The organism is Flagellimonas lutimaris (genome assembly GCF_051494225.1).
Taxonomy (GTDB): Bacteria; Bacteroidota; Bacteroidia; order Flavobacteriales; family Flavobacteriaceae; genus Flagellimonas; species Flagellimonas lutimaris_A.
In genome coordinates, this window is record NZ_JBNPYE010000005.1 from 92,779 (window position 1) to 114,682 (window position 21,904).

19 protein-coding genes are annotated in these 21,904 nt (G+C 46.3%); 18 read left to right on the plus strand and 1 reads right to left on the minus strand.

Features of this window, described 5'->3' with window-relative positions; all coding sequences use genetic code 11:
- The first annotated feature begins 1 nt into the window (after position 1).
- The 18 genes from ACQQ5U_RS11455 (at position 2) to ACQQ5U_RS11540 (ending at position 20,466) form a co-directional block, all read left to right on the plus strand.
- Entirely contained in the window at positions 2-2,236 is a 2,235-nt protein-coding gene (locus ACQQ5U_RS11455; protein WP_437397634.1) for a molybdopterin cofactor-binding domain-containing protein, read from the plus strand.
- A gap of 145 nt (positions 2,237-2,381) precedes the next feature.
- The gene (locus ACQQ5U_RS11460) at positions 2,382-3,365 is read left to right on the plus strand and encodes an aldo/keto reductase (RefSeq protein ID WP_437397636.1); all 984 of its coding nucleotides are present in this window, start codon (positions 2,382-2,384) and stop codon (positions 3,363-3,365) included.
- Between the two features lie 14 nt (positions 3,366-3,379).
- A complete protein-coding gene (locus tag ACQQ5U_RS11465; RefSeq protein ID WP_437397638.1) occupies positions 3,380-3,739 on the plus strand; it encodes a helix-turn-helix domain-containing protein in 360 nt (119 codons plus the stop codon).
- Positions 3,740-3,843: 104 nt separating this feature from the next.
- Positions 3,844-4,275 (plus strand): putative quinol monooxygenase, encoded by a 432-nt coding sequence (locus ACQQ5U_RS11470; protein ID WP_437397639.1) that lies wholly within the window; start codon positions 3,844-3,846, stop codon positions 4,273-4,275.
- Between the two features lie 298 nt (positions 4,276-4,573).
- Positions 4,574-5,248, plus strand: a complete 675-nt coding sequence (locus ACQQ5U_RS11475) for a response regulator transcription factor (protein ID WP_437397641.1) — start codon at positions 4,574-4,576, stop codon at positions 5,246-5,248.
- Positions 5,249-5,250: 2 nt separating this feature from the next.
- On the plus strand, positions 5,251-6,504 hold the full coding sequence (locus tag ACQQ5U_RS11480) for a sensor histidine kinase (RefSeq protein ID WP_437397643.1): 1,254 nt from the start codon (positions 5,251-5,253) through the stop codon (positions 6,502-6,504).
- Between the two features lie 65 nt (positions 6,505-6,569).
- Positions 6,570-8,981: an outer membrane beta-barrel protein gene (locus ACQQ5U_RS11485; RefSeq protein ID WP_437397644.1), complete on the plus strand. Its 2,412-nt coding sequence runs from the start codon at positions 6,570-6,572 to the stop codon at positions 8,979-8,981.
- Positions 8,982-9,102: 121 nt separating this feature from the next.
- Positions 9,103-9,570: a PepSY-like domain-containing protein gene (locus ACQQ5U_RS11490; RefSeq protein WP_437397646.1), complete on the plus strand. Its 468-nt coding sequence runs from the start codon at positions 9,103-9,105 to the stop codon at positions 9,568-9,570.
- A 149-nt stretch (positions 9,571-9,719) separates the two neighbouring features.
- On the plus strand, positions 9,720-10,247 hold the full coding sequence (locus ACQQ5U_RS11495; RefSeq protein ID WP_437397648.1) for a hypothetical protein: 528 nt from the start codon (positions 9,720-9,722) through the stop codon (positions 10,245-10,247).
- Positions 10,248-10,341: 94 nt separating this feature from the next.
- Positions 10,342-12,318 carry an LTA synthase family protein gene (locus tag ACQQ5U_RS11500; protein ID WP_437397650.1) on the plus strand — a complete coding sequence of 659 codons (1,977 nt, stop codon included), beginning with the start codon at positions 10,342-10,344 and terminating at the stop codon, positions 12,316-12,318.
- Entirely contained in the window at positions 12,318-13,220 is a 903-nt protein-coding gene (locus ACQQ5U_RS11505; protein ID WP_437397652.1) for a diacylglycerol/lipid kinase family protein, read from the plus strand. The genes ACQQ5U_RS11500 and ACQQ5U_RS11505 overlap by 1 nt, the downstream gene beginning before the upstream one ends.
- Before the next feature lie 98 nt (positions 13,221-13,318).
- Positions 13,319-13,897 (plus strand): phosphatase PAP2 family protein, encoded by a 579-nt coding sequence (locus tag ACQQ5U_RS11510; protein WP_437397654.1) that lies wholly within the window; start codon positions 13,319-13,321, stop codon positions 13,895-13,897.
- Positions 13,894-14,553 carry an HD domain-containing protein gene (locus ACQQ5U_RS11515; RefSeq protein WP_437397655.1) on the plus strand — a complete coding sequence of 220 codons (660 nt, stop codon included), beginning with the start codon at positions 13,894-13,896 and terminating at the stop codon, positions 14,551-14,553. Before ACQQ5U_RS11510 ends, ACQQ5U_RS11515 begins: the two co-directional genes overlap by 4 nt.
- A gap of 18 nt (positions 14,554-14,571) precedes the next feature.
- Positions 14,572-15,147 (plus strand): phosphatase PAP2 family protein, encoded by a 576-nt coding sequence (locus tag ACQQ5U_RS11520; RefSeq protein ID WP_437397657.1) that lies wholly within the window; start codon positions 14,572-14,574, stop codon positions 15,145-15,147.
- Between the two features lie 128 nt (positions 15,148-15,275).
- Positions 15,276-16,256: a TolC family protein gene (locus ACQQ5U_RS11525; protein ID WP_437397659.1), complete on the plus strand. Its 981-nt coding sequence runs from the start codon at positions 15,276-15,278 to the stop codon at positions 16,254-16,256.
- The gene (locus ACQQ5U_RS11530) at positions 16,241-16,552 is read left to right on the plus strand and encodes a hypothetical protein (RefSeq protein ID WP_437397660.1); all 312 of its coding nucleotides are present in this window, start codon (positions 16,241-16,243) and stop codon (positions 16,550-16,552) included. The genes ACQQ5U_RS11525 and ACQQ5U_RS11530 overlap by 16 nt, the downstream gene beginning before the upstream one ends.
- Position 16,553: 1 nt before the next feature.
- Positions 16,554-17,468 (plus strand): efflux RND transporter periplasmic adaptor subunit, encoded by a 915-nt coding sequence (locus tag ACQQ5U_RS11535; protein WP_437397661.1) that lies wholly within the window; start codon positions 16,554-16,556, stop codon positions 17,466-17,468.
- Between the two features lies 1 nt (position 17,469).
- Positions 17,470-20,466, plus strand: a complete 2,997-nt coding sequence (locus tag ACQQ5U_RS11540) for an efflux RND transporter permease subunit (protein ID WP_437397663.1) — start codon at positions 17,470-17,472, stop codon at positions 20,464-20,466.
- Positions 20,467-20,481: 15 nt separating this feature from the next.
- On the opposite strand, the gene ACQQ5U_RS11545 is transcribed toward ACQQ5U_RS11540, so the two are convergent.
- Positions 20,482-21,894, minus strand: a complete 1,413-nt coding sequence (locus ACQQ5U_RS11545) for a di-heme oxidoredictase family protein (RefSeq protein WP_437397665.1) — start codon at positions 21,892-21,894, stop codon at positions 20,482-20,484.
- Positions 21,895-21,904 lie beyond the last annotated feature (10 nt).

Here is a 21,904-nt window from a genome sequence, read left to right on the forward strand (position 1 = left end):
CATGACAACAACTTCTTCAGCACTATCAAGACGCTCTTTTATCAAAGGTTCAGCGCTTGCTGGTGGAGGTTTGTTGTTGAGTTTTAACTGGCTTGCATCCTGTAAATTGACCCCGGAAGAGGTTCAGGCATTGCCCAAGGAATGGTTTCAGGTCAACGGATTTTTGAAGATCGGTGACAATGGTATGGTGACCATCATGTCCCCCAATCCGGAAGGAGGCCAGAATGTCAAGACTTCCATGCCCATGATCGTGGCGGAGGAACTCGACGTGGACTGGGACAAGGTCATTGTGGAGCAGGCCCCTTTGGATACAGAGGCCTTTTCCTTTCAGTTTTTAGGGGGAAGCCAAGCCATACGTCGTGGTTGGAACGGTTTGAGGACGGCCGGGGCATCTGCAAGGCAAATGCTCAAAGAGGCTGCGGCACAGGCCTGGAACGTGCCGGTTGGGGAAGTCGAAACTTCGTCTGGCACCCTTCACCATAAGGGCAGTGGCAAATCCGCGGGATACGGGGAATTTGCCAGTGCCGCCGCAAAGTTTCCTGTGCCCGAGTCCGTGGAACTAAAGGATATTTCCGATTTTAAGATCATAGGGACATCCCAAAAAAATGTGGATGCGAAAAAAATTGTGACTGGCCAACCCTTGTTCGGGATAGATACCCAAGAGGAAGGGATGCTTGTGGCCATGATCATTCATCCCCCTGCCTTTGGAATGAAATTAAAGTCCTTTGATGCTTCAAAGGCCAAGACCATGCCTGGAATCAAGGAGGTGTTCAAAGTGAAGGTTTTGGAGGATGATTATGTCCGCCAGCATTTTGATACCTGTACTTTTTTGGAGGTGGTGGCCGTGGTTGGGGAGTCCACATGGGAAGTGATGAATGCCAAAAAGGCTGTTGAGGTTTTTTGGGAACCTTTTGAGACCTATACGGAGGAACGGGTGCCCTACGGAGGTCCTGCGATGACCTTGACCATTCCTGCAGGTTTGGAGAACAGTGAAAAGCATAGGCAAAGCATGGAAGAGATGGCAATAAAGGGAGCTACCGTTGCCCGAAGGGACGGAGACCCTGAAGCTGCTTTCCGAGGGGCGGACAAAGTATTGGAACGAACGTATACCGCACCATTCTTGGCCCACAATTGTATGGAGCCGATGAATTTTTATGCCCATGTCACCAACGAAAGTGCCCTGCTGAAAGGACCCTTGCAGAAACCTGAACTTACGGAACATGCACTATCGGAACGCTTGGGGATGCCCGTTGAGAATATTGATATCCAAATGACCCGATTGGGTGGGGGATATGGACGTAGGTCCTATGCCCATTGGCTCATCGAGGCCGCTTTGATCTCGCGTGAGGTCAAGGCCCCTGTAAAGTTGGTCTATTCCCGGGAAGATGATATGACAGGAGGAATCTACCGTTCCACCTATCATGCCACCTACCGTGCCGCATTGGACAAGGACAACAATTTGATCGGGTTCCATGTCAAAGCCGGAGGTATTCCGGAAAGTCCCTTGTATGCCAATAGGTTCCCTGCAGGAGCCGTGGAGAACTACCTAGCGGAAAGCTGGACCATCAACTCCAATATTACCATTGGTTCCTTCAGGGCGCCCCGTTCCAATTTTATGGCCGGGGTCGAACAGTCCTTTTTGGACGAAGTGGCCGAATTGGCAGGGAAAGACCCGATAGCCTTTCGATTGGAGTTGTTGGAAAGGGCCAAGAACAATCCGGTTGGGGAACGAAATGACTACGATCCCGAACGCTACGCCGGGGTATTGGAACTGGTCCGGGAAAAGAGCCAATGGAAAGACGGACCCTCTAAAGATAAAAGAGGGGTTTCCGCATATTTTTGTCACAATTCCTATGCAGCACATGTACTTGATCTAGCGGTGGACAATGGAAGACCCATGGTCCAAAAGGTAACCTGTGCCCTTGATTGTGGGATCGTGGTCAACCCAGATGCCGCACAAAACCTGGCCGAGGGAGGTATCGTGGATGGAATCGGAAATGCCCTTTATGGAGAATTGACTTTTAAAGATGGGGTTCCGATGAAAAAGAACTTTGATACCTATCGTATGATTCGGATGACGGAGGCACCAAAACAAATCGATATCCATTTTATGGAAAACCAAATCGACCCTACAGGATTGGGAGAGCCCATGTTCCCACCGATATTTGCGGCCCTTGCAAATGCTCTTTACCAACAGACTGGCAAGCGACAATACGACCAGCCCTTTGCTATTTGATTTTTGGATTGCCATTGTAGTCGGTCCATTTCCTTTCCTTGATTCTATTCTTTCCCTTTTTTATATAAGTGAAAATGGTAGTAATACCAGTATTTTATATACTTCTTAGGCAGGCCCTCAGCCTTATTTTTGTAAAAAAAAGTGTATGGAATCAAGGGTATTGGGAAAAGAAGGATTGGAGGTATCTTCTATTGGACTTGGATGCATGGGACTCAGCTTTGGTTATGGGCCTGCAACCGAAAGGGGACAGGGAATACGATTGATCAGGGAAGCCTATGAGCAAGGGGTGACCTTTTTTGATACGGCGGAAGTTTACGGTCCTTTTGAAAATGAGATATTGGTAGGGGAGGCTCTTGAACCCGTTCGGGATGAAGTAGTGATTGCCACCAAGTTCGGTTTTAAGGACGGGGATTCCAAAAAGGATTTGGACAGTCGCCCGGAAAGGATACGACAGGTAGCAGAGGAATCCCTAAAAAGATTGCGCACCGACGTCATCGATCTGTTTTACCAACACCGGGTGGACCCAAAGGTGCCCATGGAAGATGTGGCCGGTACAGTCAAAGATCTCATTAAAGAAGGTAAGGTGAAGTACTTCGGGCTTTCCGAAGCAGGCGTGGAATCCATTAGAAAGGCCCATGCCGAACAGCCCGTTACGGCATTACAGAGTGAATATTCGTTATGGTGGAGAGAACCCGAAAAGGAGGTGCTACCGGTGCTGGAGGAACTCCAAATCGGTTTTGTGCCCTTCAGTCCCTTGGGCAAAGGGTTTTTGACCGGAAAGATAGATGGGACAACCCAATTTTCCGAAAATGACTTTAGGAATATAGTCCCCCGATTTTCCATAGAAAATAGAAAGGCCAATCAAGGGTTGGTTGATGTATTGAATGCCATTGCCTTAGTAAAGGAAGCCACTCCTGCACAGATTTCCATAGCCTGGCTTTTGGCACAAAAACCATTTATCGTTCCCATTCCAGGAACTACGAAATCACATCGTTTAAAAGAGAACATAGGGGCTGTTGATGTAAAGTTGACTGAAAAGGATTTGGCTGAGCTGCAAAGGGCCTTACTGGAAATCGATATTGTGGGAGACCGTTATCCGGCCCATTTGAAAAGTAGGGTAGGTAAATAGGGTGAACGGTTCTCATGGATATTGGAAAGCAGCATACAAACACAGCCCAATTGGTCCAACGTTTTCTGGGTCTATTGGAAAACCAATTCCCGGCGCAAAGGAACCATCATTTGGAACGAAGTCCCTCGTATTATGCGGAAAGCCTGAAGGTGCATGTCAATTATTTGAACAGAGTACTAAAGCGTCATTTGGGAAAAACAACGACCCAGATCATCTCTGACCGTGTTTTTAGGGAAGCAAAGCGATTGCTTCGGGAAACCTATTGGAGTATTACCGAGACTGCTTTCGCCCTTGGTTTTTCGGAGCCCAACCACTTCAGTCATTTTTTTAAAAAAAGGGAAGGTCGATCGCCTGTCCAATTTCGTGGGGAATGATGCTATAAAACAGTACTTTTATCATAAGTCACCAAATACCTTTCTGGAGATTGGTTCTTGAGGTGACCTTTGAACATTTTATTGCAGCTAATTTATTTTGAACCATGAGGTCCTTTTTTTATCTATGTCTTCTTTTTATTTCAATGAATGTCCATGGTCAAGATGCATCAAAAAATATTCCCGTGAATACGGACCCTTCAAATATGCTTATCCGAATAGCGGAAATTGTAATTTTCAATGATTATATCGATCAGTACCTTGAAATATTGAAGGAGGAATCGGAAGCATCCGTTAGATTGGAACCAGGGGTACTATGTATCTATCCCATGCAGGAATCTGAACGACCGGATCAAATAAGGCTTTTGGAAATCTATGCAGATTCCGCGGCCTATCAGTCCCATTTAAAAACGCCCCATTTTCTGAAATATAAGACCAGTACCTTGCATATGGTAAAGTCGTTGGCATTGATCGATATGAAGGCTATCGATGGGGAGAGTATGTCAAAGTTATTTGCCAAGATCAACCGTCACGATTAACCTCCTTTAAAAGCTTTTTTGGTTTTAATTCCTTGTAATTGTATGCTTTAGCATAAAAACATAATTTCAGCACAACATAAAACCATAATATTGGCCCTGAACGGTAAACCATATTTAAATGACAACCCCTCAAAACAAATGAATATATTGAACCTTTCGTAAAGTTAATGGAATGGTTGGTCCATGAAGGATTGAAAGGGAGGTCGGTTGCAAAAGTTGAAACATTCCCCCCCCCCGAGACCAAGGCTTTAGAATTCCTAAAGATTTGAAATATATTTTTATAGCCTAAATTTAGGATATGAAAATCTTGATAGCAGAGGATGAACTGGAACTATTGGATTCCATTGCCGTGTATTTGGAACGGGATGGCAATGTTTGCGAAAGGGCGTCTGATTACCATGAGGCCTTGTACAAGATCGATCTCTATGAGTATGACCTTCTAGTACTGGATATCAACCTGATCACTGGAAGTGGGCTGGACATCCTCAAGCAATTGAAGAAGCATCGTACGGAGACCCCGACTATCATCATTTCAGCCAACAACTCTCTGGATGATAAACTGGAAGGATTGGATTTGGGAGCGGATGATTACTTGACCAAACCCTTTCATTTGGCAGAGCTTAATTCGAGGATCAAAGCCGTGTTGAGAAGGGGCAAGTTCGGGGGATCGGATCGCATCGAATTCAATGAGATTTCCATTGATACCCGGTCAAGGACAGCCTATGTAGATAATAATGACCTCGCTTTGACCAAAAAGGAATTTGATTTGCTATTGTTTTTTGTTACCAATAAGGGTAGGGTGCTGTCCAAGGAGATCATTGCCGAACATCTTTGGGGCGATAACAGTGATTTGGCCGATAATTTTGATTTTATCTATGTGCATATCAACAACCTACGAAAAAAATTGACCGAAGCGGGGGCCAAATACATTAAAACGGCCTACGGTAGTGGGTATAAATTTATAGCGGATTGATAATGGCCAAGAAGATTCCTTTAATACGTAAAACTTCCATCACCTTCTTCTGGGTCAGTCTCACCTTGATGTTGCTCAGTACATTGGGACTCTATTATTACCTAAGGATCTTACTTCAAGGTGAGGTCGAGGAGGAACTTAGGTCCACAGAGGCCCGGATCGAAAGCTCGTTTTTAGACAATGGGAACATGTACCAATTACCGCCCATGGTCGAAATTCAAAAAGTGACCGTCATGGGCAAGGAAATTCTGAAGGATACCGTAATCTACGACCCTTCCCAAGATGAAATGGAGGAATTCCGTGAACTGTCCACTTTTTCAACCCTAGAGGGTGAAACGTACATGATCACCGTCAGGGCCCTTGTCGTAGAGTCGGACAGCATCTTGATGGCCGTGGTGATATCCTATTTGATCATCATATTTCTGGTCTTTGTCTCCCTCTTTTATTTGAACCGGTCCCGAAACCAAAAAATATGGTATCCCTTTTTTCACAATCTGAGACAAATGAAGCAATTTTCGATTACCTCTGAATCGAACATTTCATTACTCGATAGTGAAATTTTGGAATTCTCCGAACTCAAATCAGAAATTACCCTGCTGACCAATAAGGTGCGATCGGATTATCGGAACTTAAAACAGTATACCGAGGACGTCTCCCATGAAATGCAGACCCCTTTGGCGATCATACAGGCCAAAATAGAGAATGTCATCAATTCAGACTTCGATTTGGAGGAAGGGCAATTTGAACAATTGACCTCCATCCAAAAGGATATCCAACGTCTTTCCCAGATGACCAAGCGTTTGACCCTGTTGACCAAGATAGAGAACAGTCAGTTCGGCAATGTGGAACCTTTGGATATCGCAAAGCTCATGGAGGACACTGTATTGGATTTCAGTGAGATTTCGAGCAACGCCGTGGTCTTGGATGTTTCTCATGCCATAGTGGTGCCCATGGACCCCTATTTGGCCAATATTCTTTGTAATAATTTGGTTTCCAATGCCATTAAATATAGTGAGGGGGAAAATGCCATTCTGGTCAAATCAGGTCCAAGGGAAATTGCCATTTCCAATTCGGGACATCAGGCCTTAAAGCAACCTGAACAACTTTATGATCGTTTTTACCGGGAGGCCGATGGTGCCAAGGCGACAGGTCTGGGATTGGCATTGGTCAAAAGGATCTGCGATCTCTACGGATTTGAGGTCACGTATCGATACCTTGAAGGCAGGCATGTGTTCACGGTGGATTTTGGGTTGTAAACCATAGCTTTAAATTTCCTTTAGGTTTATCCCTTAATTTCGGACCGGACCTTAAAATTGATCCCATGTTTAAGCAATTATTGTATTTCTTCATTTCTATCCCAGCCCTATTCTCGCAAGAGAGTATTTCCATTAGCGGCCAGTTGGTCGATGCCGATTCCAAAACACCCCTGGCCTTTGCCAACGTCGCCGTGCACGGCGACGGCAATGGTGAATTGATCACCGGGGCGATTACCGATGAAGATGGCCGGTTCCAGATCTTGGACCTACCTATTGGGGACTATAGGCTCGATTTTTCCTATATCGGTTTTACCACGGTGGAACGAAAGCTTGTGGCAGGCGGTTTGAATACCGTATTTGACCTGGGAACCATTTCCCTTTCCCCTGATGCTCAATCGCTTGAAGAAGTTGAGGTGGTGGGTAGGCAGGCCACTACCAATGCGGCCCTCGATAAAAAATCCTTTAATCTGGAGGATAACATTGCCCAATCCGGGGGTTCGGTCATGGATGCCATGAAAACGCTCCCGGGAGTAACCTTTGATCAAGATGGCAAAGTTATTTTAAGAGGAAGTGATAAAGTGGTGGTGCTCATCGATGGAAAACAGAGCAGTCTAACAGGTTTTGGAAATCAAAAAGGTCTGGCCAATATTCCGGCCTCCAATATTGAAAAAATCGAAATCATCAACAATCCCTCGGCCAAGTACGATGCCAACGGATTTGCGGGTATCGTCAATATCATTTATAAAAAAGAAAAACAGACTGGGTTGAATGGAGATGTAGGACTTTCATTTGGCCTGGGTGCCCTTGGAAAAAGACGGGCGGATACACCCACGGAACTAGGAAGTTTTTCGGCCAACCCGAAAGTGATCACCAGCCTCAACTTAAATTATAGAAAGGACAAGGTGAATTATTTTCTTCAGTCCGAATTCATTTTACAAGAGGCTTTGCCCAACAATGAGTTTACCACGCGTAACTATGATGATGGCAGGAACATTATTTCACAGGTACCTGAGAACAGAAAACAATTCCGATCTATAGTCAATGGTGGAATTGATTACGAGATGGACGACAAAAATAGTTTCACCTTTTCGGGACTTTATGACCGAGAGCGGCATATCGATTCGGCCCAAGTTGCCTTCATCAACCAAAATACGAATAATAGAAATCGTTTTTATAGTTGGCAAGAGGAGGAAATAACCCGTTTTATCAATGCCACGGTAAATTACAGACATAAATTTGAACAACCAGGCCATACGTTAAGTGCCAGTGCCCAGTACACCCAAGGATTGGAAGATGAAACCTATTCCCTGAATGATAGTTCTTCGGTAAGGATCGGAACGGATATGACGAACATCCGTGCCATTGAGAATACCACATCCCTTGCTTCTGATTATGTTCGCCCCTTGAGTTCAGGGCGATTGGAACTCGGGGCCAAACTTCGGATCAGAAGATTGCCGGTGGATTATACGATCACTCCGGGGAATCAATCCATTATCTATCCTGATCTGGGAACGTTTTCCGATTGGGGCGAAAACTTGTATGCCGGTTATGTGAACTATGTTCTGGAGAAAGAAAAATATGATGTGGAAACGGGAATTCGTGCCGAACAGACCAACGTTTTCTATGATTTGGATCCGGCCAATGCCTATTATCCCAATAATGACAAATACGATTATTTTGAACTGTTTCCCAACGTGCGGTTCACCTATAAATTAAATGCCCACAACAAGATTTCGGCATTTTACAATCGAAGAATTGATCGTCCGGGTGAGCCGGAACTTAGGGTTTTTCCAAAATATGACGACCCCGAACTATTAAAAGTAGGGAATCCCTATTTGCGCCCTCAGTTTACGAATAGTTTGGAACTGGCGCACAAATATACATGGGGGAGTGGGTCTTTGTATTCCGCTGTTTACCATCGGATGACCCAAGACCAATACATGCGAATTTATAGTATTGACAATTCAAACCCTGAGTATGACATTGTAAACCGGATCTATCAAAATACGGGTAGGGCCACCAATACCGGATTGGAACTTTTAATGGGACAGGACATCACCAATAATTGGAAGGTTTCCGGAACATTTAACTGGTTTTCCAACACCATTGATGCCTACCAAGGAACCCTTTTGTTTCCCTATGAGCGAAGTTTTTCGACCGAAAAATCAACTGCCGATGCATGGAATGCCAAAGTGAGCACGGAAATGGTCCTGCCCAAGGATTTTTCAATCCAGGTGACGGGGATTTATTATTCCGACAAGAATATTCCCCAGGGCAAGGAACTTTCACGTTCCTCCATTGATTTGGGTCTCAAGAAACAGCTTTGGGACAAAAAGGCGGAACTGACCTTTTCCGCCAGTGATATCCTCAACAGGTTCGGGATCCGCCAACAAATATCGGAAAATGGATTTACAGCGCTCTACCAAAATTATTTCGAGACCCAGATTTTTAGGATCGGATTTAAATACAAGTTGTAGCCCATCATGCCAAAAGGTTCCATTGGAAATCAAGTCCTTATTATTTTTTGAACTTTAGATTTCCTTTAAACCATCTTTAGATTCCATTGGTAGCTTTAATCAACTTTAAAATTAAAAGGTCATGAAGAACAAAAGATTGGTAATGGGATTGCCGCTTGTTGCGGTTTTGGTACTGGGAATATTTGCATTTAAGGGGAATTCCCCAGTTCCCGAAAAGGTAAAGGCTGCCTTTGAGAAAAAATTTCCGCGGGCAAAAAAAGTGAAATGGGAAAAGGAATCCGACACGGAATGGGAAGCCGAATTCAAAATGGATGGTATGGAGTATTCGGCCAACTTTCTCGAGAATGGGAACTGGCAAGAAACGGAACACGAAATTAAGGAAAAGGATATTCCCTCTACTGTTGCAACAACCTTAAAAAGGGAATTGCCTGGTTATAAAGTCGAAGAAGCGGAGGTTTCGGAAACGGAAAAGGGCTTGGTGTATGAATTTGAAATGGAGAAGGGAGAGGAAAGCGTGGAAGTGGTGATCGATTCCAATGGGACCTTGATCCAAAAAAAGGAATTGGAAGAAGAGGAAGAACATGATTGATATAAGTTTAGGTTTAAAGTGTTACTTGGTTTTTGAATGTGGTCGGGATGTTTTGCATCCCGACTTTTTTGGGGACGTGGATGGCCCGCCGTCCCTGACCATGCCGGGTAAACTTGTTTTCAGGTCTACAGCTGTTCCAACCTTTAATAATGTCAGTTGAGGCCATGAGGAATTCCGAACGATTATGGGTACAACCTTTTCCAAGGTTTCCCTTTCGACTTTGGGCCTCTGCAACCATGGTGTTCCTTTTGGCCCATGCCTGTTCCCCAACAGTTCCCGATGCGATAAGGGGAGCTTTCAGATCCAAGTTTTTGAACAGCCGGAGTGCCCGGTGGAAAAGAAAGCCTAATGGGGATTGGTTGGTTTCCTTTTATATGGAAAAGTTCAACGACATGACCGCTTGTTACAGTCCTGAGGGGCAACTAAGGTATTTCGAGCTCGAAGTGGGTCCCGAGGAAGTTCCCAAGGAATTGAGTTACCGTATCGATGCAGCTTTTCCAGATGGTATGGTGTGTGGCATCTATGAACGCAATATGGGCAATGTAACCCACTACATCTTTGAAATTATTGACAAGGGACAACTGTTTGGGATCTATTTTGAAGAGAATGCCAATATATTGTTCATTCCACCGGACGATTATCGTTTCACCTCAAGGGTCGTTATTGAGAACGACTGATCATTTTGAACCGATATTGTTGACCTAGATCTTACAGTGAGGTAACTTTAAATTTCCTTAAGATTTGCCCTTTAGGTTTGCCCCAAAAAGTAACATGGCGCTTTCCTGTTTCCCGTCACGACTCGCCCTTTTGAGGGCCTTTGCACTTATTTTTCTAGGCCTTTCCCTTCTCGTAAGGGTGGTCTTTTTGATTTGGGATTTCCATGAGACCGATACAGGTATCCTTTCTCTTTTTTGGACCTTTTTGGTAGGTTTTGTCTTTGATGTGGCGACCTTATCCTTTTTTGTGGCCCCATATCTGGTTTATCTGGCATTGGTGGCCGAAAAATGGCACGGTTCCCTAGTAGACCGTATCCTTACCTATTTTGGTTTTTTTCTGGGATTGGTCATTATTTATTTTTCATTTTTTGGGGAACTGACCTTTTGGGACGAGTTCCATAGACGGTACAATTTTATCGCAGTGGATTATTTGATCTATACCTATGAGGTGGTCCGGAACATTAATGAATCCTATCCGTTGCCCCTGTTGATCGGTACCCTTTTGGTGTTGGTCACCTTGACTTTTCTGGCGTTGTCCAAGTTGGGGGTGTTCCAAAGGACCTTCTCCCACGGAACGAATTTCAGGCAAAGGACCTTGCCCGCCCTTCCTTGGATATTGCTGATGGTACTATCCCTTTCTTACTTGGCCAACGAACAGGCGGATTGGTCCGGGAACCGCTACAATAATGAACTGTCCAAAGCCGGTATCTATTCCTTTTTTGCCGCTTTTCGCAACAATGAACTGCCTTATCCAGAATTCTATTGGACCATGGATGATAAAAAGGCCTTTTCCCAAGTGAAAAAAGAATTGACCCAAGATGGGGTTTCCTTTGCCCATCCAACTGAAAAGGACATCCTACGGACCATTGTGCCCACCGACAGCAGTGCAAGCGTTGCAAAGCCCAATGTGATCTTTATTTGTATCGAAAGCCTTAGTGGTAAATTCCTAAGATCTTTTGGCAACGAAAAGGGGATCACACCTGTTTTGGATTCCCTGGCTGGTGAAAGCCTTTTCTTCACCAATCTGTATGCCACCGGTACCAGAACGGTTCGTGGAATGGAGGCCATAACCTTGTCGATACCGCCCACGCCTGGACGGAGCATCGTAAAACGGTTGGACAATACCGGGCTGTTCACCATCGGTGAAGTATTTCGGCAACAGGGATATGAACGGAATTTTTTCTATGGGGGAGATGGCTATTTCGACAACATGAACTCTTTTTTTGGTGGCAATGGGTTCAATATTGTGGACCGGGGGCGGGGTTTTCTCTTGGATAAGAAGGTCCATACCAAGCGGACCAATATCGATGATGACGAGGTCACCTTTGAAAATGCCTGGGGGGTCTGTGATGCCGATATCTATAACAAGGTCCTGAAGGAAGCCGATTTGGCGCATAGCGGGAATAGACCCTTTTTCGATTTTGTCATGACCACTTCCAACCATAAACCCTATACCTATCCCGAAGGAAAGATCGATATCCCTTCAGGTACGGGACGGGACGGCGCTGTCAAATACACCGATTTTGCCATTGGCGACTTTTTGCGTAAGGCAAAAGAGAAGCCATGGTTCAAAAATACTGTCTTTGTGATCATGAGCGACCACTGTGCCAGTAGTGCAGGTCGCTGGGAATTGGATGTCCAAAACTATCGAATACCCGCTATGATCCTGAACCTGTCCGAAGGGCAAGCTCAAAAGATCGACACCCAATGTTCACAAATCGATATGTTCCCGACACTTTTTGGCCTGTTGGGTTGGGAATACTCCTCGAACCTTTTTGGGAAGGATGTCCTGAAAATGAATCCTGATGAAGGAAGGGCTTTTATAGGTAACTATCGAAAATTGGGTCTCCTGCAAGGGAATCGTCTCATGGTCTTGGGGGACCAAAAAAATGCCAATGGGTATCTATGGGACCCATTCGATAACAGCTTAAAGAGCGTACCCTCGGATACTTCCTTTTTGGAGCGTACCGTTTCCTGGTACCAAGTGGCCGATTACCTATATACCCATGGAGGGCTCAAACTTCAGGATTGATGGGATACCGTAACATTCATTTCATTGTCAATCCCATCGCGGGAAAAGGAACACGGTGGTTGCATTTGGAGCATTTGGAACAGTACTTTATCAAGAGCTACCATCAATTGACGGTAAAGTATACCGAATATAGGTCACATGCCGAGGTGTTGACAAGGGAATCCATTGAACAGGGGGCCGACATCATCGTGGCCTGTGGTGGTGATGGGACCATAAACGAGGTGGCCTCGTGCCTTTTGGGCACATCGATTCCTCTGGGAATTGTTCCCTTGGGGTCGGGAAATGGCCTTGCCTCCAACCTCGATATTCCTAAAAACCTGCGCCAGGCCCTTTCCCTATTGCGCAATCCGCATACCATTACCATTGATACGGGTACCATCAATGATCGGTTTTTTTTTAGCAATACAGGGGTAGGCTTCGATGCCAGTGTGATCAAAAACTACGAGTCCTCACAAAGAAGGACCTTGATGGGGTATCTCGGCGCATGCATCACCTCAATTCGGGAATTGAAACGGCCCCAGGAAATCCAGATTTCCCTTGAAGATCGGTCGATGATGGTCAAGCCATTCATGGTCTTCGTTTCCAATACGAGCGTGATGGGCTATCACATGAGCCTGACCCCCAAGGCCAGCCTTCAAGATGGTCTTTTGGATGTCATGATCATTTCCAAGATCAATCGCTTCAAAATGTTATGGCTGGGGGTTTTACTTTTACTGAGAAGGCCACACCTGCTAAAGGAAGCCCAATATTTTCAGACAAAGGGAATCCAACTGAAGCGTTCGGAGCATACGCCATTCGAGGTTCAGATCGACGGGGAATTCCATACCATGGAAGGGGATTTTATAACCATTGGCCTTAGGACGTCCACTTTGGAGGTCATCGTTCCCAAAATAGAGGATTGATTTCCCGATCACCCCCGTTTACTTAAAATTATCTTTAGAATTCAACCCTACTTTCGTCCCATAATCCGGTGGAATTTCCACCCTTCTAATGCGAAAGTATGGATACCAGTAAACCTCAGGAAACTATATATAGGGGTAGTGCAAAAGGAATCATGGTTTGCCTTTTTTTGACCTTGGCCATCACTATGGCCAAGGCACAGAACCAAGCCTTGGAGACCACAGGGGATATTTTGTTGTTCTCCCTTCCCGCGGCAACCTTGACAGGTACCTTGGTGGGTGGGGACCAACAGGGCAGTTGGCAATTTGTCAAGGGCTTTGTGCTGAACCAAGCGGTGACCGTAGGGATGAAATATGTGATCAATAAACCCAGGCCCTATGGGAACGGCGATTTTGCCTTTCCCTCGGGTCATACCTCCACTACCTTTCAAAGTGCGGCCTTTCTACAAAAACGCTATGGATGGTCCTATGGGATTCCTGCATATGCCTTGGCAACTTTGACCGGAGTTAGCCGAATTGCAGCACATAAACATGACGGTTGGGATGTCCTTGCCGGAGCCGTAGTGGGCATAGGCAGTTCCTATTTGTTTACCACACGCCGTGAAAAGGAACATGTTGAACTTGTTTTTTCAAGTGATGGCAATGGGAGTTTCCTAATGGGGTTCAACTATACTTTTTGAGCGAATGGGTATGGACAAGAAAAAATATAAGCCATCCGATGACGGGAATGAATAGTGATGCTATGGAGGATATCTTGATTAGGGCAAAGAATTATTGCTTGTCCCTTTTGGAAAAAAGCCGTTGTGCTTCCCTGTCCTTTCATAATGCGGGACATACCTTGGAAGTGTATGAAAATGTGAAGTGCATCGGATCGTACGAAGGCCTCTCCAAAGGGGAACTGGAACCCATCTTATTGGCAGCGTTTTTCCATGACGTAGGCAATGCCTGGACTTTTCAAGGTCATGAGGACCAAAGTGGGTCCGAGGCCAAGAAGTTTTTGGGCCGTTGGGGGTATCCGGAACCAAAATTGGACGTGGTGCTCCAATGTATCCAAGCGACCCGCTTGCCCCAAAACCCACAAAATGTTCAGGGACAAATACTATGTGATGCCGATCTGTTCCATTTGGGAACGACCTCCTTTATGGCCAAAAATCAACGTCTTCGCACAGAATGGGAACAGTACCGGAAAATCCGATATACTGAAAAGGAATGGTTGGAATTGAATATTTCCTTTTTGGGGGAGCAATCCTATTTTACCCGGTACGGCAAGGAAATATTGGAACCGGTCAAACAGTCCAATCTCCAACTATTACAACAAAAACTACAATCATATTAGAAATCAAACCAAGTTAAAATGAAAAAGAATTTATTTACAATACTTGTTTTTTTGATGGTCTTGTCCGGTGTCAGGGCCCAACAGTTGGATTCACCCGAGGAAATTGCTAGGGAGACCACCATTGAGCATATTGGGGACTATGCACAGTTTGCCCCAACTGCGTTTTCTTTGGTCACCGTTCTGGCCAAAGGGGATAAGGAGGGATTCTGGCAATTGGGGAAATCCGTGGGGGCGAACTTAACGGCCACTTGGATCCTGAAATATGCCATCAACAAACCAAGGCCCGAAGGTAGGACCGATGGACATGCTTTTCCTTCGGGACATACGTCATTCGCCTTCCAAGGCGCTTCTTTTTTGCAACGAAGATATGGTTGGAAGTATGGTATCCCTGCCTATGCCGTTGCTGCCTTTGTCGGTTATAGTAGGATAGAAGGGGTCAATGACCGTCATGATGGCTGGGATGTCCTTGGTGGTGCCTTGACCGGAATTGCCACGACATATTTATTTACAACACCCTATATGCAGGAACATGTTGAAATGAGTTTCCAGAGTGGTGACGGTTCCTACGCCCTTGGAGTGGTCTATAAGTTCTAGCTATCGATGTCTAAGGAATACCTGTCCATTGTTAGACTGGTCAAGTAGGATCCGGCCCGTTTCCGTAAAATGTAATGAATGGATGCGACACCGTCACGTAGTCAGATGAATTCAACAATATCTTGAAAATGAAATATATTCTTTATTTAATTTTTCTAATGGCCACCATGGCAGGAGTAAGGGCCCAAGAGGGGACCTTGGATTTCTTCCTTGAACAGGCCAAACAACATGCTCCATCCCTTCTTGAAGTGGAAAACCTTCAACAAGTGGGGCAGTTACAGGAGGAGATCATCAAGGCACAGAACAATGCCTTTCAGGTCGATGCCACATCTGAAATTATGGTGGCCCCTTATTTCAATTCCAATGGGAAGTTTGTGGATGTGACCACCAATCCCTCTGTACAGGCCATCGGATATGATGTGGGCATCACCAATGGAGGCCTTTATTCCGCTCAGGTCAACATCACAAAGAATATCTTCAACAAGGCCATAGTAGACCGTCTGGTCCTGCAGAACCAATTGGCCAACGAGTCCTTGGCCCTGACAGGGGAGGACTTGACCAAAAATATGGTCAAAAACTTGACGGATGTGTATATCATGACCTATCAATCCCAGCTCCAGAGGACTTTTACCGGCCAATTGATCAAGGATCTTCAGACAAGGCTCAAGGTCGTGGAAGTCTTGGTAAAGAGGGGGCTGTTGTCCGAAGGTGACTTTCTACTGGTCCGGTCCGATATCGAGACCCGTCAGTTGGAACTGGAACAGATTGGGATCAATTACAGTAACTTATATGCCCAATTGTACAACATGGCCGGAGTTCCCCTTCAGGTCATGGATTCCCTTTCGGAACCTGTCATACGGACTGAAACTCTTAAGGATTCCCTGCTATTCGAAAGGCGTTACGTCAATGATAGCCTCCAGGTCATGGCGGCCCAAGAAGTGTTCGAAAACCAATACCGGCCCCAGGTTTCTCTATATGGCAATACGGGCCTGAACGCAGTCGACCTAAACAACCTGCAACGAAGGGTAGGGGTGAGCGCCGGATTGAAGCTCACCATACCGATATACGATGGGCACCAAAAAAATACAATACCATGCAGAACCGATTGAAGTTGGACAACTTGGACCAATACCGGAAATACAATGAGGTCCAGACCCGGAACAATCTGGAAAGTCTGCAACAACAAATCGCAGGACAACGGGAATATGTCAGTAAAATGGAGGGACAGCTTCAAGGGCAACAACAACTGTTGGAACTGTTCAAGGGTAAATTGGTCCAAGGGCAGGTATCGATCATCGATTACCTCAATGTTATACAGAATTACAAATTGCTCGTGTTTGCCAAACTTCAGGCGAGGACCAACCTATGGCTTTTAATGAATCAATACAATTATACAAATTGGTAATATGGAAAAATGGAGAACGGGTACCCTGGTGTGCCTAGTACTATTGGGCTGTCTTGGGTCCTGTAAAAATGATCCTTCCCAAAAGGATGGCATGAACGTACCGATAGCGGTCCAAGCTGTGGCCGTCGTGCAACAGGATATCGCCGAGTACCATACCTTCAATGGGGTCACGGTCTACCAGAAAAAGGAGAATATACGTGCCAATGTAACCGGATATATTTCCTGGTTGCCCCATGAACTGGGGAGTAGCATCCGTGCGGGCCAGACCTTTGCGCAAGTGCGGACCAAGGAACAGGATGCACTGCGTGAAGCGGTCACGATCGACAGCACCCTTAAAAAATTCTCGCAACCTCTCAGTGTGTACAGTAATGGCACGGGGACCATTACCGCATTGAACGTTCAAAAAAATGATTATGTGGCGGAAGGGGACCTTTTGGCCACCATTTCCGAACCGTCATCCTTGGTCGTACAGGTCAATGTACCCTTTGTTTATGAGCATGATCTAACCGTGGGGACCCCCTGTGAGATTATCTTGGGCAACGGAAATACCGTTACGGCCCACATTTCTGGGAACCTTCCCATTATGGATCCCATCCCCCAGTCCCATATTTTTTTGATTGCCTTACCAAAGGAGCCGTTACCAGAGAACCTGAACGTACAGGTCAGGATACTGGATCATGAACGCAAAGGAGCCAAAGCATTGCCCGTAAATGCCCTGCAGTCCAATGAACTGATGACCGATTACTGGGTGATGAAGGTGGTTGATGATACCCTCGCCGTGAAACAAAATGTTACACTTGGCCTAAAAACGGACACCCTGATCGAAGTGATTTCAGATGCCTTGCAGGTCGGCGATAAAGTGTTGACCGAAGGGGCCTACCAAATGCAGGACTCAACCTTGATAGCCGTTCAATAAGATGATAATACCCTACGCCAAATTCAAGTTTCCCGTATTGGCCATTGCCCTGATGCTGCTAATAGGAGGGGGCTTTACCTATCAGAACCTCAAAACGGGACTGTTTCCCGATATTACCTTCCCCAAGATCAAGGTGATCGCAGATGCAGGCCAACAACCCGTGGATAAAATGATGACCACGGTCACCATCCCCTTGGAAAATATCATCAGGAAGACCGAGGGGCTACAATACATTCGTAGCACTACTTCTCGAGGGAGTTGTGAGATTTCGGTTTTTGTCGACTGGAGTACGGATATCAATACGGCAAAGTCCCAAATCGAGTCCTTTATCAACCAGTCCAAGGGGAGTATACTTCCCAATACCGTGACCACGGTGGAGAAAATGAACCCTTCCATTTTACCCGTCATGGGGTATTCCCTGGAAGGAAACCTATCCCAAGTGGATTTGAAAAAAATTGCCAAGTATCAAGTCAAACCTTATTTGGCCGCAACTCCCGGTGTTTCCGATATCGCCATAATCGGAGGTAAGGACAAGGAGTATCAGATCGAATTAAGGCCCTACGCCATCCAAACCTTGGGCATTTCCATTGCCTCGGTTCAGAATGCGGTGGTCAATTCCAATATATTGCAATCCAATGGGTATACCACGGACTATAACCGTATGTACCTGACCTTGACCAACAATGCCATCAATTCCTTGGATGACCTTCAAAATTTGGTCATCCTGAACACTCCGGCCCGCTTGATCCGGTTGAAGGACATTGCTGATGTCAAGGTTACGGAGGCCAAGGAATATGTCAAGATTTTGGCCAACGGCAAAAATGTACCTTTGATCGCCGTGATCAAGCAACCCAATGCGAACTTGATCGATGTGAATGCCAATATTGAGAAAAAGGTTTCGGAACTATCCACCATGATTCCTAAGGGAGTGGTGTTGAAACCCTATTACAAACAAGCTGATTTTGTTACAACCAGTATTGCCAGCATCAAGGATGTACTATGGATCGGACTGGCGCTTGCCCTGTTGGTGGTCATTGTGTTCCTCCGTTCTTTTTCTGCCAGTTCCGTAGTATTGTTCACCATTCCGATTTCCCTGTCCTTGACATTGATCGTCCTGGATTTCATGGGATATACCTTTAATATCATGACCCTTGGGGCAATAGCGGCCGCCATTGGCCTGATGATCGATGATGTGGTGATCATTGTGGAGCAGGTACACAAGATTCGTGAGGACCATCCAAATCAAAAGCCATCCTGGTGGGCCGTGGAGGCCATCAAGCATTTGTTCCCCGCCATGGTGGGGTCTTCGTTGAGTACCATGGTCATCTTTATTCCCTTTGTATTGATGACAGGAGTGGCCGGGGCCTATTTCAAGGTGATGGCCTACAGTATGATCGTGGCCCTTGCCTGTTCCTTTGTGGTCACTTGGTTAGTCGTTCCGGTGCTGTCCATGCTCTTTTCAGGAAAGGGCAAGGCTTTGAAAACCCATGTCCCCAGGACCCGGTGGATCCATAAAGTCTTGACGAGGCCCCTGGTGGGAGGGCTTTTCGTGTTCGGTTGCCTTTTGATCCTTTGGTTGGTCCCATCACGCTTGGCGTCTGGGTTTTTGCCCGAGATGGACGAGGGAAGTATTGTTTTGGATTTCTACAGTCCGGCGGGCACCACCTTGGAAGAGACCGATAGGATGTTGCAAGTGGTCAATACGGTTTTGGACCAACAGCCCGAAGTGGAAGCTTTTTCGGCCCGATTGGGTACCCAGATGGGGTTTTTTATCACCGAACCGAACCGAGGGGATTACTTGATCAAATTAAAATCGAATCGGTCCAAGTCCACCGCAGAGGTTTCGGATGAGATACGCAGCAAGGTCGAAAAGGCCGTTCCCCAGTTGAATGTCGACTTCGGTCAGGTCATAGGGGACATGCTGGGGGATCTTATGAGTTCCGCCCAACCCATTGAAATCAAGATTTTTGGGGATGATGTGGGGAAATTGGAAGCCTTGTCCAAAGAAACGGCGGCATTGGTGGAACAGATCCCGGGTACTGCCGATGTCAGTGATGGTATCATCTTGGCGGGCCCCGAAATATTGATAGAACCCAATGTGCCTGCCCTGGCCCAATTTGGGATGACACCAGCCGATTTTCAGGCGCAGTTGGAAACACAGATCCAAGGTCTGGTCATCAGTTCGATCATCGAAAGGGAGCAGGTGGTAAATATTAGATTGGTATTCCCCAACACCAACAGGTTATCGATCGGGGATGTGGAAAAAAGCACCTTGGTACTTCCTGGAGGTGCCATTGTTCCTCTTAAAAGCTTGGCCAAGATCCACATCGGAAAAGGGGTGGCCGAGATCAATAGGGAGAACCAAAAATCCCTGGGTATCGTATCTGCACGATTGAACAATAGGGATCTTGGGTCGACCCTTGCGGATATTCGAAATTCCCTGGGAAGTCAAATTAGTCTGCCTCCGGGCTACCATATCGAATACGGTGGGGACTACCAGCAACAGCAACAGGCCTTCAAAGAATTGATGATGATCTTGATTGCCGCCATTTTGTTGGTGTTCACGGTGATTCTGTTCCTGTTCCGAAAGATAAAAATCGCCTTGGCCATTATTTTTATTGCCATTTTGGGGGTTGCCGGTTGCCTGTTGAGTCTATATGTCACTGGGACGGCACTAAATGTGGGAAGTTATATGGGCATCATCATGGTAGTGGGCATCATAGGGGAGAATGCCATCTTTACCTATAGACAGTATCAGGAATTTGATGCTACCATGTCCCATTTGGAACGGATCGAGTATTCCATTGCCATGCGCCTGCGGCCCAAATTGATGACGGCGAGTGCCGCCATCATGGCCTTGATCCCCTTGGCCTTGGGAATAGGGGCAGGTGCACAGTTGCACCAACCCCTTGCCATTGCGGTGATCGGTGGGTTGCTTTTTGCCTTGCCCCTGCTATTGGTCGTATTACCGATTATCCTCAAGTATCTAAAGGAATAGGGATGCCGTTTGTTTTTAAAGGGAGTTGATAAAGGCCAGAAGGGCATTGCGGTCCGTAGCCGAAAGCTCCTTAAAGGCTTGTTTGGAGGCTTCTGCTTCCCCACCGTGCCACAAAATGGCTTCGGTAATGTTCTTGGCCCGGCCATCGTGCAAAAGGTCCATATGGCCATTAACGACCTGGGTCAAACCTATGCCCCATAAGGGTCTGGTTTTCCATTCGTTCCCATCGGCCAGATAATCAGGCCGATGGTCCGCAAGTCCCTCACCCATGTCGTGCAAAAGTAAATCGGTATAGGGATAGATGGTCTGGTTGCCCAGACCAGGAATGCTACTGGGTCCTGTTTGCATTTTGGGAATGTGACAACTGGCACAGGCAATGGAACTGAACAATTGTTCCCCTTTTTGGACCGTTGCTTGGTCGATGCCGCGGGCCGCAGGCACCCCTAATGTTTTGCAATAGAAAACGACTTGTTCCACTATCTCATCACTCAATTCAGGGTCGTCCCCTAAACCATCATCACCGTTGGCCTGTCCATGACCGGTTTCCTTTGGGAAAAAGGAGGTGGTGATACCCATATCATGGTTGTAGGCGGCCACACATTGTTCCAATATGGAAGAGGTATTGGCCTTCCATCCAAACCGACCGATCTGCATGGTTTGCGTTTCAATGTCATAGACATAGTTCGCTTTGCCCGAAATGCCGTCCCCATCCGAATCGTTAATGTCCTCATGGGTCAAAAGAGTCGCTTCCGGGATGGCTTCCAAGAGACCCAATCCAAAAACAGGAGGGGCTAACCGTGGGGAGAAAAGCGCATTGGACGGTATCTCGATATAGCTATCGATGATGGTGTATATGGGCTGTTGCAGCGTTACACTGGAACCATCGGCCAATGTTTCGACCAATGGGGTATAAGTTACCTCAAATCGAGCTTCCGCCTCATAACCAAATATGGCTTGGTTCTGGATCTGTGTGCCAAAGCCTGGAAGGGGAACTGCACCCCCGAATCCATCTTGTCCGGGCACACTTGCCCTAAGGAAAAACCCACTGAGACCATTGATGTCAGCGGGAAAGCGTGATCTTCCGTCACGGGGATGACAGGATACGCAGGAGGAATTGTTGAAAATGGGTCCGATACCCCCGTTGACCTGTGCAGGGGCGGTCACGAATGCAGCCTCGAATTGAAAGTCACCATCCAGATGTTGATCCAATTCTGTTCCGGACAAGGCCGGGGAGGGCGTACTGAAAGCATTACTGGAAGTCAAAAAGACGGTTGTCTCGCCTCCTGCATTGATTCGTCCGGGATCCGTTTCGATGGCCACATATCCGTTGTCGCCCTCTTTTGAACACCCAATTGAAAGAAATGTACAGGCTACCATAACGAGTAACCTGTACATCACTTGCCGTTTCTTATCCGACCCGTACTGCATTTTGAATTCC

Coding starts and splice junctions, on each gene's coding strand:
- ACQQ5U_RS11465 (WP_437397638.1), top strand. CDS start 3,380: ATGGATATTGGAAAGCAGCATACAAACACAGCCCAATTGGTCCAACGT.
- ACQQ5U_RS11520 (WP_437397657.1), top strand. CDS start 14,572: ATGAAAAAGAATTTATTTACAATACTTGTTTTTTTGATGGTCTTGTCC.
- ACQQ5U_RS11505 (WP_437397652.1), top strand. CDS start 12,318: ATGGGATACCGTAACATTCATTTCATTGTCAATCCCATCGCGGGAAAA.
- ACQQ5U_RS11455 (WP_437397634.1), top strand. CDS start 2: ATGACAACAACTTCTTCAGCACTATCAAGACGCTCTTTTATCAAAGGT.
- ACQQ5U_RS11470 (WP_437397639.1), top strand. CDS start 3,844: ATGAGGTCCTTTTTTTATCTATGTCTTCTTTTTATTTCAATGAATGTC.
- ACQQ5U_RS11540 (WP_437397663.1), top strand. CDS start 17,470: ATGATAATACCCTACGCCAAATTCAAGTTTCCCGTATTGGCCATTGCC.
- ACQQ5U_RS11490 (WP_437397646.1), top strand. CDS start 9,103: ATGAAGAACAAAAGATTGGTAATGGGATTGCCGCTTGTTGCGGTTTTG.
- ACQQ5U_RS11495 (WP_437397648.1), top strand. CDS start 9,720: ATGTCAGTTGAGGCCATGAGGAATTCCGAACGATTATGGGTACAACCT.
- ACQQ5U_RS11545 (WP_437397665.1), bottom strand. CDS start 21,894: ATGCAGTACGGGTCGGATAAGAAACGGCAAGTGATGTACAGGTTACTC.
- ACQQ5U_RS11485 (WP_437397644.1), top strand. CDS start 6,570: ATGTTTAAGCAATTATTGTATTTCTTCATTTCTATCCCAGCCCTATTC.
- ACQQ5U_RS11460 (WP_437397636.1), top strand. CDS start 2,382: ATGGAATCAAGGGTATTGGGAAAAGAAGGATTGGAGGTATCTTCTATT.
- ACQQ5U_RS11510 (WP_437397654.1), top strand. CDS start 13,319: ATGGATACCAGTAAACCTCAGGAAACTATATATAGGGGTAGTGCAAAA.
- ACQQ5U_RS11475 (WP_437397641.1), top strand. CDS start 4,574: ATGAAAATCTTGATAGCAGAGGATGAACTGGAACTATTGGATTCCATT.
- ACQQ5U_RS11525 (WP_437397659.1), top strand. CDS start 15,276: ATGAAATATATTCTTTATTTAATTTTTCTAATGGCCACCATGGCAGGA.
- ACQQ5U_RS11500 (WP_437397650.1), top strand. CDS start 10,342: ATGGCGCTTTCCTGTTTCCCGTCACGACTCGCCCTTTTGAGGGCCTTT.
- ACQQ5U_RS11530 (WP_437397660.1), top strand. CDS start 16,241: ATGCAGAACCGATTGAAGTTGGACAACTTGGACCAATACCGGAAATAC.
- ACQQ5U_RS11480 (WP_437397643.1), top strand. CDS start 5,251: ATGGCCAAGAAGATTCCTTTAATACGTAAAACTTCCATCACCTTCTTC.
- ACQQ5U_RS11535 (WP_437397661.1), top strand. CDS start 16,554: ATGGAAAAATGGAGAACGGGTACCCTGGTGTGCCTAGTACTATTGGGC.